Origin of the sequence: Paenibacillus caui (assembly GCF_019904135.1) — a bacterium.
Classification (GTDB): domain Bacteria; phylum Bacillota; class Bacilli; order Paenibacillales; family Paenibacillaceae; genus Fontibacillus; species Fontibacillus caui.
In genome coordinates, this window is the sequence record NZ_JAIOGQ010000028.1 from 21,420 (window position 1) to 36,030 (window position 14,611).

14 protein-coding genes and 2 riboswitches are annotated in these 14,611 nt (G+C 51.1%); of the genes, 11 read left to right on the forward strand and 3 right to left on the reverse strand.

What is annotated here, in order from left to right:
* Window positions 1-85 precede the first annotated feature (85 nt).
* Window positions 86-1,348, reverse strand: a complete 1,263-nt coding sequence (locus K7397_RS16125; RefSeq protein ID WP_223068964.1) for a methyl-accepting chemotaxis protein — start codon at window positions 1,346-1,348, stop codon at window positions 86-88.
* A 133-nt stretch (window positions 1,349-1,481) separates the two neighbouring features.
* A riboswitch (cyclic di-GMP riboswitch) is annotated at window positions 1,482-1,569 on the reverse strand.
* A gap of 206 nt (window positions 1,570-1,775) precedes the next feature.
* Between K7397_RS16125 and K7397_RS16130 the strand changes: the two genes are divergently transcribed.
* The 3 genes from K7397_RS16130 to K7397_RS16140 all read left to right on the forward strand — a co-directional run bounded on the left by K7397_RS16130 (window position 1,776) and on the right by K7397_RS16140 (window position 4,702).
* A complete protein-coding gene (locus K7397_RS16130; protein WP_223068965.1) occupies window positions 1,776-2,651 on the forward strand; it encodes a radical SAM/SPASM domain-containing protein in 876 nt (291 codons plus the stop codon).
* Between the two features lie 119 nt (window positions 2,652-2,770).
* The gene (gene speD / locus K7397_RS16135) at window positions 2,771-3,577 is read left to right on the forward strand and encodes an adenosylmethionine decarboxylase (RefSeq protein ID WP_223068966.1); all 807 of its coding nucleotides are present in this window, start codon (window positions 2,771-2,773) and stop codon (window positions 3,575-3,577) included.
* A 240-nt stretch (window positions 3,578-3,817) separates the two neighbouring features.
* Window positions 3,818-4,702: a cation diffusion facilitator family transporter gene (locus K7397_RS16140; RefSeq protein ID WP_420488808.1), complete on the forward strand. Its 885-nt coding sequence runs from the start codon at window positions 3,818-3,820 to the stop codon at window positions 4,700-4,702.
* Window positions 4,703-4,851: 149 nt separating this feature from the next.
* Here K7397_RS16140 and K7397_RS16145 read toward each other — a convergent pair whose 3' ends face one another.
* Window positions 4,852-5,388, reverse strand: coding sequence for a fumarylacetoacetate hydrolase family protein (locus K7397_RS16145; protein WP_223068998.1), 537 nt, complete (start codon window positions 5,386-5,388; stop codon window positions 4,852-4,854).
* 146 nt (window positions 5,389-5,534) lie between these two features.
* A riboswitch (PreQ1 riboswitch) is annotated at window positions 5,535-5,578 on the forward strand.
* A 136-nt stretch (window positions 5,579-5,714) separates the two neighbouring features.
* On the opposite strand from K7397_RS16145, the gene queC reads away from it, so the two are divergent.
* The 8 genes from queC (at window position 5,715) to K7397_RS16185 (ending at window position 12,923) form a co-directional block, all read left to right on the forward strand.
* Complete coding sequence (queC, locus tag K7397_RS16150; RefSeq protein WP_223068968.1) at window positions 5,715-6,383, forward strand: 7-cyano-7-deazaguanine synthase QueC; 669 nt, start codon at window positions 5,715-5,717, stop codon at window positions 6,381-6,383.
* A complete protein-coding gene (gene queD, locus K7397_RS16155) occupies window positions 6,380-6,880 on the forward strand; it encodes a 6-carboxytetrahydropterin synthase QueD (protein WP_223068969.1) in 501 nt (166 codons plus the stop codon). The genes queC and queD overlap by 4 nt, the downstream gene beginning before the upstream one ends.
* Complete coding sequence (gene queE / locus K7397_RS16160; protein ID WP_223068999.1) at window positions 6,873-7,673, forward strand: 7-carboxy-7-deazaguanine synthase QueE; 801 nt, start codon at window positions 6,873-6,875, stop codon at window positions 7,671-7,673. Before queD ends, queE begins: the two co-directional genes overlap by 8 nt.
* A 36-nt stretch (window positions 7,674-7,709) precedes the next feature.
* Entirely contained in the window at window positions 7,710-8,207 is a 498-nt protein-coding gene (queF, locus tag K7397_RS16165; protein ID WP_223068970.1) for a preQ(1) synthase, read from the forward strand.
* 103 nt (window positions 8,208-8,310) lie between these two features.
* The gene (locus tag K7397_RS16170) at window positions 8,311-9,282 is read left to right on the forward strand and encodes a 2-hydroxyacid dehydrogenase (protein WP_223068971.1); all 972 of its coding nucleotides are present in this window, start codon (window positions 8,311-8,313) and stop codon (window positions 9,280-9,282) included.
* A gap of 71 nt (window positions 9,283-9,353) precedes the next feature.
* Window positions 9,354-9,851: a DinB family protein gene (locus K7397_RS16175; RefSeq protein ID WP_223068972.1), complete on the forward strand. Its 498-nt coding sequence runs from the start codon at window positions 9,354-9,356 to the stop codon at window positions 9,849-9,851.
* 26 nt (window positions 9,852-9,877) lie between these two features.
* Window positions 9,878-10,966, forward strand: a complete 1,089-nt coding sequence (locus tag K7397_RS16180; protein WP_223068973.1) for a M24 family metallopeptidase — start codon at window positions 9,878-9,880, stop codon at window positions 10,964-10,966.
* A gap of 265 nt (window positions 10,967-11,231) precedes the next feature.
* A complete protein-coding gene (locus K7397_RS16185; protein WP_223068974.1) occupies window positions 11,232-12,923 on the forward strand; it encodes a methyl-accepting chemotaxis protein in 1,692 nt (563 codons plus the stop codon).
* Between the two features lie 103 nt (window positions 12,924-13,026).
* On the opposite strand, the gene K7397_RS16190 is transcribed toward K7397_RS16185, so the two are convergent.
* A complete protein-coding gene (locus K7397_RS16190) occupies window positions 13,027-14,610 on the reverse strand; it encodes a cobyric acid synthase (RefSeq protein WP_237690979.1) in 1,584 nt (527 codons plus the stop codon).
* Window position 14,611: the final 1 nt, after the last annotated feature.

The window sequence follows — 14,611 nt, forward strand, 5'->3', positions numbered from 1 at the left end:
GGGTACGTCTAGTATATCGGACAAAAGGAGAAATTTGGTTATATTTTCAAGAATTCCCGCAAACAGAATGAAAATAATAATTTTTTTAATTTGAATACTTGCTGAGCAGCGTCTTCAGCCTTTCCGCTTCCTTTTCAAGCTGTCTGGATGACTCCAGCGTTTCTTCCATAGCGGTCAACTGCTCATCCGAGCATGCCGCGATCTCTTTCGTGCCGGCCAGATTCTGTTCGGTGATCTCAAGAGTTTGTCTTACGGAGTCCAGAATCTGCTCGCTGCTTGCGCTGATCTGTTCCGTCACCGCCGATACCTCCTGGACTCTTGAAGATACTTGTTCGGCCAGATGAACGATTTGGTTAAAGGAATCCCCCGCTTCCGTAACCAGCCCGCTTCCGGTTTCCACTTCTGCCATAACCCGCCCCATAGCAGCGATCGATTCCCTAGAACCGGTTCTGATATGAGCGACCGTATCCGCAATTTCCTTGGCGGATGCCGACGACTGTTCCGCCAGCTTGCGAATTTCGCCGGCAACGACCGAGAACCCCCGGCCATATTCGCCTGCTCTTGCCGCCTCAATAGCCGCGTTCAGCGCCAATAGATTGATCTGGTTGGCAATTTCCGAAATCAGCAGCGTAATTCTGTCGATCTCTGCCGTACGCAAATCCAAATGGTTTACCGTTTCGGAAGAAGCAACGGCTGTTTCGTAAATGATGCTGATTTGGTCGACCAGACGATTGATCAGCTCATTCCCTGCATTCGCCTGTGCGGCTGCTTCCGTTGCTTCCTGGGCGACGCCCTGCGAAGATTCTGCAATGTGCTCCATGCCTTTGCCGACTTCTTCAAGCATCAGCTTGTTGCCGCGGGCACTCTCGACGAGCTGCTCGCTTCCTTCGGAAATCATTTTGATGGACTCCGCAACCCCGACAACCATATCCGTACAAAACTCCATATTGCTTGATAAATCCTTGGACGTGCCGGCTACCTTTGCGGACATCTCCCTCATATGATCGATGAGTTCCTTCAGTTGCCCCCCGATTTGCTGAAAGTGGACGGCAAGCTCGCTAAACTCGGCGTCATCCTCGACCTCCGCATCCGAGGATAAATTGCCTTCCGCCATGTCTTTCACATGCTCTGACATTCGCTTGATCGCCTTGATCATTTGATTGGCAATGAAAAAGGCCTCCAAAGCGCTGAGTACGATGAACAGTACGATCATGGATACGGTGCCCCAGGCGCTTGTAAAGCCGAGTTTATAAAAAATGAGGGCAAACACAATCGATAAAGCTACAGGTCCCGCAGCCAGCAATATGAACTTGCGGATAAAACCCCTTTTGAATGGTAATCGTTTCAAGACCCTTACTCCTTTGCTTGTTTTAGTATCACCGCGACCGTTTAAGCGTATGGCTGCTCTCCTTCAGGAAAAAAAAAAGACTTTCATGAGAAAGTCCGGCGGCCAAACAAAAGAAACATACAGGAAACATAAGGTTGGCAGCCCGGCGGTCATGGTTCGAAAGAACTGTAGATCCGTGGTTTTGCGTCCCTGCCTTTCGGCCAGGTTTGCGATTTACATCTTAAATTGTTGGTACTCCACATGATGAAGCAAAATAAGCTACTTAGTATATCGGCTAATCGTCCCCATTTTTTCACACTTTACGACATATTTCTTTTTCCGGCCATCTCTTTCGTGAATTTCGGTTTTCCAGGGCGGCTTGAAGATAAGCTCCGGCTTACATTAGAATAAACTAACAGGCTATTTCACACAGATTGGGGATCCGAGTTTGAAAACATTCAAAAAAGTATATATCGAAATTACGAGCGTCTGTAATCTCGCATGCAGCTTCTGCCCGCAAACAGCCCGAAAAGCCAACTTCATGAAGCTGGATGTATTCAACAACATCCTGGACCAGATCAAGCCCCATACGAACCATATCTATCTCCACGTAAAAGGAGAGCCTCTTCTTCATCCCAAAATCGGCGAATTGCTTGATGCGAGCCATGCCAAAGGGTTTAAAGTCAATATTACGACCAACGGTACGCTGATTCATAAAGCCGGCCCCAAGATTTTGGGCAAACCGGCGCTCAGGCAGATGAATTTTTCGCTGCACAGCTTTGACGGACACGCCGGCTCGGAGAACCGTGAAGGTTATGTTGACGGTATTTTGGGATTTGCTCGCGAAGCCGTTAAGCACGGTGTTATCATCTCGTTCCGTTTGTGGAACCTGTCCGAAGACAATATGACGAATGCCCAGCGAAAGCGCAATCGCGAAACATTGGAAATGCTGGAGAAGGAATTCAATCTGGACTACAGGATTGAAGAGAAGGTCGAACCGGGCAAAGGTGTAAAAATCGCCAAAAATATTTACCTGAACCAGGATTATGAATTCCAGTGGCCGAGTCTTCAGGCGCCTGAAGATGACGGGAAAGGCTTCTGTCATGCGCTCCGCACCCAGGCCGGCGTTCTTGTCGACGGCACAGTCGTTCCTTGTTGTCTGGACGGTGAAGGGGTCATCAGTCTGGGCAATATCCATAGCGCACATTTTTCCGAAATTGTGGAAAGCGAACGGGCAAACAATCTGTTTTACGGTTTTTCCCGAAGAGAAGCAGTCGAGGAACTGTGCCGGAAATGCGGTTACCGCAAACGGTTTGGCGCTTAAGAAAGGTTTGGGAGTTCATCTGTCCTGCTGTTTTTCGGTTTAGCTAAACAGGTATTAATTAGAAGGCGTTTTTTTGCATATGATATGCTCATGCGAAAATTAGCGGAGGAAGCTAAACGATGAAACTGACACCTGAGGAGCGAATACAGCTTCACGGCTTTAACAACTTGACCAAATCCTTAAGCTTTAATATGTACGATATTTGTTATACGCGGACCAAGGAAGAACGGAAGGCTTATCTTGCATATATTGACGAGCAGTACAATGCCGACAGGCTCACGGCTATACTAAGCCATGTAGCGGAAATTATCGGCGCACATGTCCTTAATATCGCCAAGCAGGATTACGAGCCCCAGGGCGCAAGCGTAACGATGCTGATTTCCGAAGGCCCTGTAGAGAGCGCGCCGAGCGAATCGTTTGAAGAAACCCCGGGACCTCTGCCAAGCTCGGTTGTGGTTCAATTGGACAAGAGTCATGTAACCGTTCATACGTATCCGGAGTATCATCCCGATGAAGGCATCAGCACCTTCCGCGCCGATATTGATGTATCGACTTGCGGGGAAATTTCGCCGCTTAAGGCGCTTAATTACCTGATTCATTCCTTTGACACGGATATCATGATCATGGATTACCGCGTTCGCGGCTTCACGCGCGACATTAACGGCCACAAGCTATTTATCGACCATGAGATCAGCTCCATTCAGAACTTTATCCCGGATACGGTCAAAAATATGTACGATATGATCGATGTGAACGTGTATCAGGAACATATTTTCCATACCAAGTGCAAACTCAAGCAGTTTGATCTCGATAATTATTTATTCGGATATACGAAGGATAAGCTCAGTACCGCCGAGCAGCAGGAAATTACCGAAAGACTGAAGCTGGAGATGGACGAGATTTATTACGGGAAAAATAGGGTCTGATCCTTAAAGTCCACCCGGCAATCGACGTGCAAAGACATGGACTACATGTGACGCACGTCTTTTTTTCATGGATGACAAAGCGATCCGGTTTGGTTTGAGCCCGTCCACTCTTATTGGGTCCGTTCAACTTTGTAACCCGAGCCCTATTTTGCGGGACGGCAACAACACTGTTTCTGTAGACCCACACGGGACCTGTCAAGTATGATAAATAATGAACAAAATACGGGCGGAGGGTTTGTTTTGCAAAATTCTTATGACAACATTAAACAGGGTGAGAAGGGCGCTTTGCTGAGCATAGCCGTATATATCCTTCTCTCGGGGCTCAAGCTTGCGATCGGATATTTCACGCATTCGGCTGCGCTTCAGGCGGACGGTTTAAACAACGCGACCGATATTGTGGCTTCGCTTGCCGTCTTTGCAGGCCTCAAAATATCCCGCAAGCCGCCGGATCGGGAACATCGTTACGGCCACTACCGGGCGGAAACGGTAGCGTCTTTGACCGCCTCTTTCATCATGTTTGTGGTCGGACTTCAGGTGCTGTACCAGGCGGTTATGAAATTCAGGGAACCGGAAGCCTTATCGCCTGATATGACGGCAGCCTGGGTGGCGCTGTTCTGCGCCGCCGTGATGTACGGCGTCTACATGTACAATGCCCGCCTGGCGAACCGGATCAAGAGCGGCGCCCTGCATGCGGCGGCACAGGACAACCGTTCGGATGCGCTCGTCAGTATCGGCGCGTTCATCGGCATTTTCGGCTCCCAGTTCGGACTTCCCTGGCTTGATCCATTGGCCGCGCTGGTGGTGGGCTTCATTATATGCAAGACGGCTTGGGTCATCTTCCGCGATTCCACGCATGCGCTGACGGACGGGTTCGACGCTTCCCAGCTGGAACAAATACGGTCGACCGTACAGACCACTCCCGGCGTAGCCAAAATCATTGACCTGAGGGCAAGAGTCCATGGCAACAATACGCTTGTGGATGCCACCATTGGAGTGGATGAGCAAATGAGCGTTGCCGAAAGCCATGCGATCACCGAGGAGATCGAACGGCGCATTCTGGAGCGCTATGAAATTTCCTATGTGCATATCCATATTGAGCCTTACGAATATGCGGACAGCAAGTAGAAACGGGAATGGCCTAGCCGCTTGCCGTTTCGAACAATTCATGCAAATGAACAAGGGTTTGTTCGCTCGGGCGGCGATTGCTGCCTCCGAGAACAAACCCTTGTTCTATATTCCGGCTAGGATGAAAGCTGTCTATCGGCATTCCCCGTTTAAAATCTCTCCTTTCCCGCTAATCTTGTTTTACGGAAGGTATTGCTGAGCTTGCCCAAGCCTTCAATTTCAATCGTTACCTCGTCGCCGTCCTTCAGCCACTCCCTCCCCTGCTCCGGTCTGCCCATAATCACGCCTTCCGGCGTGCCGGTCAGAATCAGATCGCCCGGCATGAGCGTCATAAACCGGGAGATGTAGCTTACAATTTCATAACAGCCGAATATCATATCACGGGTATTCGAGGCTTGCCGCCGCTCCCCGTTAACATAGGAGGCGATGGGCAACCGGTTCGGATCGGCAATTTCATCGGCTGTAACGAGATACGGCCCGACAGGCGCAAACCCGTCGCTGCTTTTGACAAGCAGCCACTGCGAGCTGCGGAACTGGAGATCCCGGGCCGATACGTCGTTCGCGCAGCAGTAACCCAAGATCGAAGCTTTCGCTTGCTCGATCGAAGCGTTGCTGATATTGCGGCCGATCACAAGCGCCAGCTCCGCTTCATAATCCACCTGCTTCGACTCCGAAGGCAGCGCAATCTGCTGCCGATTGCACCATCCTTTATATACAAGGTAATTCTATGAAAAAGCATAATGCTTCTTCTGCCTGCAGTCTACTTGTGTTATAATATTTTGGCGCTCCTGTAAAGCGCGCCTTAAAAACCGAAGACAAATCCATGCACCGCATGGGAGAGGTTCGAGAACTCCCTCTATAAAAAACTATCGGTACCTGGGTTCCTTATGAACCGGGGCTTGTTTTTTGCGTAGAAAAAGTTCATGAACCCTCTCTCTTCGTAACTGCGGGAAGGCCTCAAGCTGAAGCTGCAAGGCTTTTCCGACATTATTTTTGAAGGAGAGGTTTTATTATGCTTGCAAATGAAAAAGCGGTCGTCGTGTTCAGCGGCGGTCAAGACAGTACGACTTGCCTGTTCTGGGCACTTAAACAGTTTCGCGAAGTCGAAACGGTCACGTTTATGTATGGTCAACGTCACAGTCTCGAAATCGAATGCGCGAAAGCCATTTCGAAAGAGCTTGGCGTTAAAAATACGGTGCTCGACATGAGCCTGCTCGGGCAGCTCACAGAAAATGCGCTGACCCGGAGCGATATTGAAATTTCACAGCAGGAGAACAGCCTGCCAAACACGTTCGTAGACGGACGCAATCATCTTTTCCTCAGCTTTGCGGCCGTCATGGCCAAACAGGTGGGTGCCAAACATCTGGTCACCGGGGTGTGTGAAACCGACTTCAGCGGCTATCCCGACTGCCGGGACACCTTTGTCAAATCGCTGAATGTCACGCTCAATCTGGCCATGGATTACCAGTTTGTCATCCACACCCCGCTAATGTGGCTGGACAAAGCCCAAACCTGGCAGCTGGCGGACGAGCTCGGCGCCTTCGATTTTGTCCGGGAGCGCACGCTAACCTGCTATAACGGCATCATGGGCGACGGCTGCGGCGAATGTCCCGCCTGCAAGCTGCGCAAAGCCGGACTCGACAAATATGTGGCCGCACGCAGAGAGGGTGTTCGCGTATGAGCCGATCCCCTGGAGAATTCCGCATCGTCGAATCGCTGCAGCAGCTTGGCAAGGACATCTCGGCGAAGCAGCTCCGCTATCATAACCGCAGGGTGATGGTGAGCAAGCAGTTCACTTTTGACGCGGCCCATCATCTTCATGCTTATGAAGGCAAATGCAAAAACCTGCATGGGCACACCTACAACGTCGTTTTCGGCATCAGCGCTCTGCCGGACGAAACCGGCATTACGGTCGATTTCGGTACGATCAAATCTATCTGGAAGAATGAAATGGAAGGCTTTCTGGATCACCGCTACCTGAACGAAACTCTTCCGCCTATGAATACAACAGCCGAGAATATGGTCGTATGGATGTATGAGCAGATGGAGGCCGCCCTTATCAAAGCCAATGAAGAAGGCCTTATGCGGGAGGCCCGAACGGAATTTGTCCGTTTGTTTGAAACGCCAACCAGCTATGCGGAAATCAGACGGGAGTGGATGCAGCATGAAAATGAATGATGTCCTGCCCCCCGCCGCTTCGGGAGCCGCAGCTCAAGCTCCGGATCCGGAAGCGGCTCAACCGGTCTTGCCCATTCCCGTACTGGAAGTATTCGGTCCGACCGTTCAGGGGGAAGGCATGGTCATCGGCCAAAAAACGATGTTCGTCCGCACGGCCGGCTGCGATTACCGCTGCAGCTGGTGCGATTCCGCCTTTACCTGGGACGGCAGCGCCAAAGATCAGATCATGCGGCTGACGCCGGAGGAAATCTGGCAGCGCCTTGTGGAACTCGGCGGCTCCCGTTTCTCCCATGTCACCCTTTCAGGCGGCAATCCCGCTCTGCTCCCGCAGCTCGGCGCGCTCGTTGCCTTGCTCAAGGAGCATGGGGTCACGCTCGCCGTGGAAACGCAAGGGTCGCGCTGGCAGGACTGGCTCGCGGACATTGACGAGGTGACGCTGTCGCCGAAGCCGCCAAGCTCCGGAATGGATACGAACTGGGAGACGCTGGACAGCATTGTCGACAAGCTGAAGAATCGCCCAAACCCTTACGCCTACAGTCTGAAGGTCGTCGTCTTCGACGACCGGGATTTGGACTATGCAGCCAAGGTGCAAGAGCGCTATCCGGATTCTTCGATGTTTCTTCAGGTCGGCAACCCCGATGTCCACCGTATGGATACAAAAGAACACGCGTTGTTCCTGCTGGAGCGCTATGAGAAGCTTGTGGAAGCCGTTATGGCGAAACCGGAACTAAGCCGCGTCCGCGTTCTTCCCCAGCTTCATGCGCTGATCTGGGGCAACAAGCGCGGAGTTTGATTTTACGGATCTAAACATTTGAAGGAGGAACGTTTCATGAGCGGAAGACAGCCGCAAGACATGCAGGATCTTACCCTGCTCGGCAATCAAGGCACCAAATATCCTTTCAATTATGCGCCGGAGGTGCTGGAAAGTTTCGATAACAAGCATCCCTATCGCGATTATTTTGTCAAATTCAACTGTCCGGAATTCACCAGCCTGTGTCCAATTACGGGGCAGCCTGATTTTGCAACGATTTACATCAGCTATATCCCCGACATTAAAATGGTTGAAAGCAAATCGCTTAAGCTGTACCTGTTCAGCTTCCGCAATCATGGCGACTTCCATGAGGACTGCGTCAATATTATTATGAACGATCTGATCAAGCTGATGGATCCGAGATACATCGAGGTTTGGGGCAAATTCACGCCCCGCGGCGGAATTTCCATCGATCCTTACTGCAATTACGGACGCCCCGGCACAAAATATGAAAAAATGGCCGAACAGCGCCTGATGAACCATGATCTTTATCCGGAAAAAGTCGATAACCGCTGAGCAGCGGTTTATGTCTCCTCCCTTTTTGGTGTAAAGTAGAAAGAAAGAATGTCCGTTCTTTCATTTTATTGTTATGACACACCAGATGGGGAGGAGTTTTTTTATGAAACCCAAGGTTTTTATTGCCCGGCCAGTTCCTCCGGAGGTGGAATCCTATATTGCCCGGCACTGCCAGTACAAGAAATGGGACGGTCCGGAGGCGATGCCGTATGACCAGCTTGTCAAGGAAATCGCGGATGTTGAAGGGCTGCTGACATCAGGGGGCAAGCTGAGCGCGGAGCTGCTGGATCACGCACCGAAGCTGAAGGCCGTAAGCACCATGAGCGTCGGCTACGACAATTTTGATCTGGAAGCGATGAAGGAGCGCGGCATTATTGGAACGAACACGCCCGGCGTGCTGGATGATACCGTTGCCGATTTGATTCTGGCCCTGATGCTGGGCGTTGCCCGGCGCGTATCCGAGCTCGACGCTTATGTAAAGCAAGGAAGCTGGAAACGCGGCGACAATGAAGCCTTGTTCGGACTGGACGTCCATCACAAGACGGTAGGCATCATCGGCATGGGGAGAATCGGGGAAGCCGTTGCCCAAAGAGCGCGGTTTGGCTTCGGCATGGATGTTCTGTACCATAACCGTCACCCCAAGCCGGAGACGGAGCGGAAATTCGGGGCTGCCTATGCCGAAATGAAGGATTTGCTCCGTCATTCCGACTTTGTCGTGCTCATGACTCCCTTGACGCCGCAAACCCGGGGTCTGATCGGCCGTTCCGAGTTTGCGCTGATGAAGCCGAGCAGCATATTTATAAACGCATCGCGAGGGCAGACCGTGGATGAAGAAGCTTTAATCGAGGCTCTTCGGGAAGGCCGGATCCACGGCGCAGGTCTCGACGTTTTTGAGCGGGAGCCTATTCAGCCCGATCATCCGCTGCTCTCCATGCATAATGTCGTGCTCTTGCCTCATATCGGCTCGGCAACAAAGCAGACCCGGGATGAGATGGCGATGCTGGCAGCGGAAAATCTGGTAGCCGCCCTCCAAGGGCAGACTCCCCCGAATATCGTTCCGGAGCTGAGAGATTAGCGGCTTAAATATATAAATTCTGATATAATATATTTGGAAATCCCAAGTACAGCCGTCAAGGGGGGAATGGAATGCTGGAACAGAACGAAGTGGTCAGGCAGCTGCTTTGGAACGCGGTAGCCGGACTTTCCTGCGAGAAACTGAACAAACCGCCTGCTCGCGGCAAATGGAGCGCTGCCCAGGTGCTTGAGCATCTTTATCTCACTGAACGCGCGATCGCGGGCCAAATCGGAATCACCCTGAAGGAAGGCCGCAATGCTCGGGCAGAACCCAAACCGTTCCGGCTGGTACTGGACCGGAGCCGTCATATGGCGACTCTCCCCCATCTCGTTCCGGGAGATGAACCTGCCACGCTTGAATCGCTCAAGAGCAAGCTGAATCAGTCAAGACATGCCCTTGAAGAAGTGTTGAAGGATGTTGACGATGAACTGGGCAAGAACCGCTCTTTTCCTCACCCTGAATACGGTCCGATGAATTTGAAGCAGTGGGAAGAGTTTGTCGGCATTCATGAGCAGCGCCATCTTGAACAGATAAAGGATATTGTGAATGAGCTGCGGAAGCTTGTTTAATTTACCATAGAAAGGGATACTGCCTGATGAATACGAAATGGAATCAGCTCGAGCAGCAGATGTCCGCCCATGGAATCGACACGCTGCTGATTACAGACCCCAAACACGTCTACTATTTAACCGGATTTCTCAGCAATCCGCATGAACGTTTCCTGGGAGCGGTGATGGTCCGAGGGGAGGAGCCGTTTCTGGTCGTTCCTGCCCTTGATGAAGAAGCTGCCCGTGCGTCTAGTCAAGTTCAGCGCATCTTTACCCATAGCGATACGGACAACCCTTACCGTATTTTGAAAGAGGCTTTAAAAGGCTCTCCTGGCGTCATAGGACTGGAAAAAAACCACCTCTCCGTTGCCCGTTATGAAACGCTTGAAGCCGAGCTTGGGTTTAAAGAGGCCCGCAATATCGGGGATTGGCTGCAAAACATGCGGATGATCAAGACGGAAGAAGAAGTACATAAAATGAAGCATGCCGTCAAGCTGATTGAAAAAGTGCTTCAGCAGGGACTTTCGCGGGTACAGGTCGGAGTAACGGAGAACGAGCTGGTTGCCGAGATCGAGTACCAGATCCGCAAGCTGGGGGCTGACGGACCGTCTTTTGACTCCATGGTGCTGTCCGGTGAGAAAACAGCCCTGCCGCACGGGGTTCCAGGTTCCCGCAAAATACAGGCCGGCGATTTGCTGATGTTTGACATCGGCGTATATGCTGCCGGCTACGCATCAGATATTACGCGGACATTTGCGGTTCACCAGCTGTCCGATGAATTGACCGCCATCTACAATGCCGTCCTTGCCGCAAATGAAGCCGCAATAGCCGCTATCAAGCCTGGCGTTTCATTTGGGCAGATCGACAGAGCGGCGCGCAATGTAATTGCGGAAGCGGGTTACGGCGAGTATTTCCTTCACCGGCTTGGACATGGCCTCGGCATCGATGTGCATGAATACCCGTCCGTTCACGGAGCCAACGAGGACTTGCTTCAGGCCGGCAATGTCTTTACCGTAGAGCCCGGGATTTATGTCCCCGGCAAAGGCGGCGTACGGATTGAAGATGATGTGCTGGTTACGGAACAAGGCGTTTCCATTTTGACGACATTCCCCAAAACGCTTTCCATCATCGGCTAGAACCTTTAGACAGGTTGCCCACACAGTATTGGGCAGCCTGTTTTTCTCCTTCTAAAGACGTCTGGCCCCCCTCCCTCCTCACTTATTATGTAACTATTTTCATACAGTTCACTGTATATTCAGGATAATCAGAAACAAACGTTTCTTTTTTTGCGATTTTTCATTCCATCTGGTTTTCTTTTCCTATAAAATAGATGTGGTGTTCTGTTTTTTAGACTATGGACCTAGTCCTCACAGTGCAATTTATAAAGAAGGAGATAACTTTATGTTTTCTATGAAAACCTCGATCACCCAAAAGTTGATGATCACTTTTGCGCTCATCATCATACTTTCCTCAGTGCTTTTCAGCCTAAGCTTTTATTTTGTGTCTATGAATATCATCGATAAAAATGTGCTTCCTCAATTCGATAAGGCTCTTTCAACAAGCGCCAAAGATATTTATAATAATCTGAACAACTCTCAGGCTATGCAGGTCAAAAGCGGCAGTCAAAATTCCATCTATACGATTCAAAACTATTTCACTACCAAAATTAAAGAGCTGAATCTGCAAACAGCTTATCTCGCACAGGTTCAAAAAGACCAGGCCATAGTCCTTGTCACGGACAGCAACTCCCCCATGAAACCCAAAACAACATTGGAAGTTCAAGAGGCCATGAACAATGCCTTAACAAGCAATTCTGTTAGCTTTAGCGACTTATATAGCGACGAGTACGGCATGCACAAAACAGCATACATAGGACTCCCAGGCTCTGAAATCGTGTTAGCTGTCGGCATTAACGCCGATTTTGTCAAGGAGAAACGCGACCAGATCAACTGGATTTGTATCGGCCTGTCGGTATTTATCATCGTAACGTGTCTTGTCACAGCTTATTGGGTCAGCCGGCGAATTACCAAACCCATCGTGAATTTGTCCCGTATTGCGCAAAAAATGGCCGAAGGCGACTTCCGGGAAGACATTCCGGTCAAAGGCAGCGACGAAATCGCATTGCTTTCTTACAGCTTCAGAACGATGACGCTGAGCCTTAAAGAAATGATCGCAGAGGTACTTAAAACCTCGGAGCATGTAGTTGGAGACAGTACGGAGATGGCCGAAAAAATTGAAGATATAAAATCCGGCATGCTGAAGTCCAGGGAATCGGCGAAGAACATTCAAATCGGAAGCGAAACGATCTCATCGGCTGCGACGGAAAATGCCCGTGCTATGGAAGAAATTTCAAAAGGCGTTCAACACATCGCTACCTCGTCGGCAGAGGTGTCAGAGCAAATGTGCCAGGCCTCCAAAGAACTTGATGCCAGCAACAAACTGGCGCAAGCTACGGTTGAACAAATCAACCAGATTGAAATGGCTTCAGCCGAATCCCTTCGTCATATGCAGCAAATGAATTCGCGTTCGGCAGCCGTCACCGAAATTGTAAAAACGATCAATGAAATTACGAAGCAAATTCAGATCCTGGCCCTGAACGCAGCCATTGAAGCATCGCGCGCGGGCGAACATGGCAGAGGTTTCGCCGTTGTAGCGAGTGAAGTTCGAAGTCTTGCGGAACAATCAAGTTCGGCTGTGAAAGAGATTGGGGAATCGCTAAACCAGATCCGCGAGGATTCCATCAACTCGGTCCATGCCATGAATGAAGTGAACTCGGAAATCAAGGCCGGTGCGAACAAAGTCCGTGAAGCCGGACAGGCCTTCCAGCAGCTTGACGAATGGATACAGCATATTAACATGACGATGCAAAGTATCTCCTCGGCAACCCAGCAGGTTTCGGCTGGCACCGAGGAAGTAACGGCATCCGTTGAGGAAAGCGCCTCGATTTCATCACAAAGCCTGGAGAATATAATGGCCATTAGCGCATCTTCCGAAAGCCAACGAGAATATATGGAAGCCTTTTTTGCAAAGGTAAACCATTTGCAGAAGCAGGCCGACAAACTGCGTGATTCCGTACAGCAGTTCAAAATTTAACAGCACGCGAAAAGACCGCCGGAAATAGTCAAGATTCCGGCGGTCTTTATTTTGACAGATCCACTATATGAAAGAATTTGTGTTCGCCAGTCTTTCCTTATCCTCATGGCAGCTCTTTTAACCCGGCAATCTGATAGATTTTCTTCATGTCCAGATGCTCGCGTGCAACATCGGCAAGCCGGTCAAAAGCAGCCTCTTTCTGCACTTTTGAAGAAAAGGTCTCCGATACAGGCTTCAGCCCTTTGGCAACCCGGATGCTGTCCAGCCAGCGCCTGCGCCACAGGTCATTATGAAATAAACCGTGCAGATAAGTGCCAAACACGCTGCCGTCCCCGTTCCCGGCCCCTTCATATTCATCCTTCCCATCTTCCCGTTTAATACGGAACAGAGGGTGGATGTTTTGCTGTACCGCCCATTCTGTAACGCCCATATGAATCTCATAGCCTTCGATAGCCATGCAGTCGTCAGTCCCCCCAAAGAGCGGAACCGGATGACCCGGCAGAACATTTCCTTGAACGCGCACCGTTTGTTTGTGGGGGCGGAATAAAGTCGTCATCGGCAGCCAGCCGAGGCCATGCGCTTCTTTAGGTTCCCCCGACTCTGCCGCCTCAGGATCGAGCAAGCGCTCTCCCAACATTTGATATCCTCCGCAAATACCGACAAGGCGCGAGCCTTTCTGTTCCACAGCGGTATGGATCCCCTCTTCCAGCTTTTGCTCCCGGAGGAAAGCAAGGTCCATGATCGTGTCTTTGGACCCGGGTAAAATAATGACATCGGGATGGCCCAGTTCGGAGGCGCTGCGAACATAACGGATTCTTACGTCCTGTTCCGATCGAAGCGGATCAAAGTCGGTAAAATTCGAAATCCGGGGATAACGGATCACCGCAATATCCAGCTCTTTGATGGCCGAGTCGGCTGCAGCAGCATGCTTCTCAAGCACTACCGAATCTTCCGCTTCGATGTTGAGGTCCGGGACATAGGGCAGAACACCGAGAACCGGAATCCCCGTTCTCTCTTCCAGCCAGTCCAGTCCCGGTTTCAGAAGGTTGATGTCGCCCCGGAACTTATTGATGATAAAGCCTTTCACTCTGGCTCTCTCATGCGGTTCAAGCAGCGCAAGCGTGCCGACCAGAAATGCGAATACACCGCCCCGGTCAATATCCGCTATCAGCAGAACGGGGGCATCCGCCCAGCCCGCCAAATTCATATTGACGATATCCCGGTCCTTGAGATTGATCTCCGCCGGACTGCCCGCCCCTTCCATCAACACAATATCGTATTCGGCCCTTAATCGGCCGAGCGCGTCCATGACGATTGTCTTCGCTTCCGGCAGAAACTCCGACCGGTAAGCCGCCGCGCTCATGTATGTCGCGGGTTTGCCATGCACAATAATCTGCGAACGCATTTCCCCTGTCGGTTTGAGCAGAACAGGATTCATATCCGTTGTCGCCTCAATGCCGCAGGCCTCAGCTTGCACGCCCTGCGCGCGGCCGATCTCCAGCCCGTCCCTTGTGACGTAGGAATTAAGCGCCATATTCTGGGACTTGAAAGGAGCCGGCTGAAGGCCGTCCTGCATCAGAATGCGGCAGAGCGCGGTCGTTACAACACTTTTGCCCACATCGGATGCCGTTCCCTGCAGCATCAGCACGCGCCCCTGTTTGTTCCCTGACTCCCGCTTCGCAGTCATC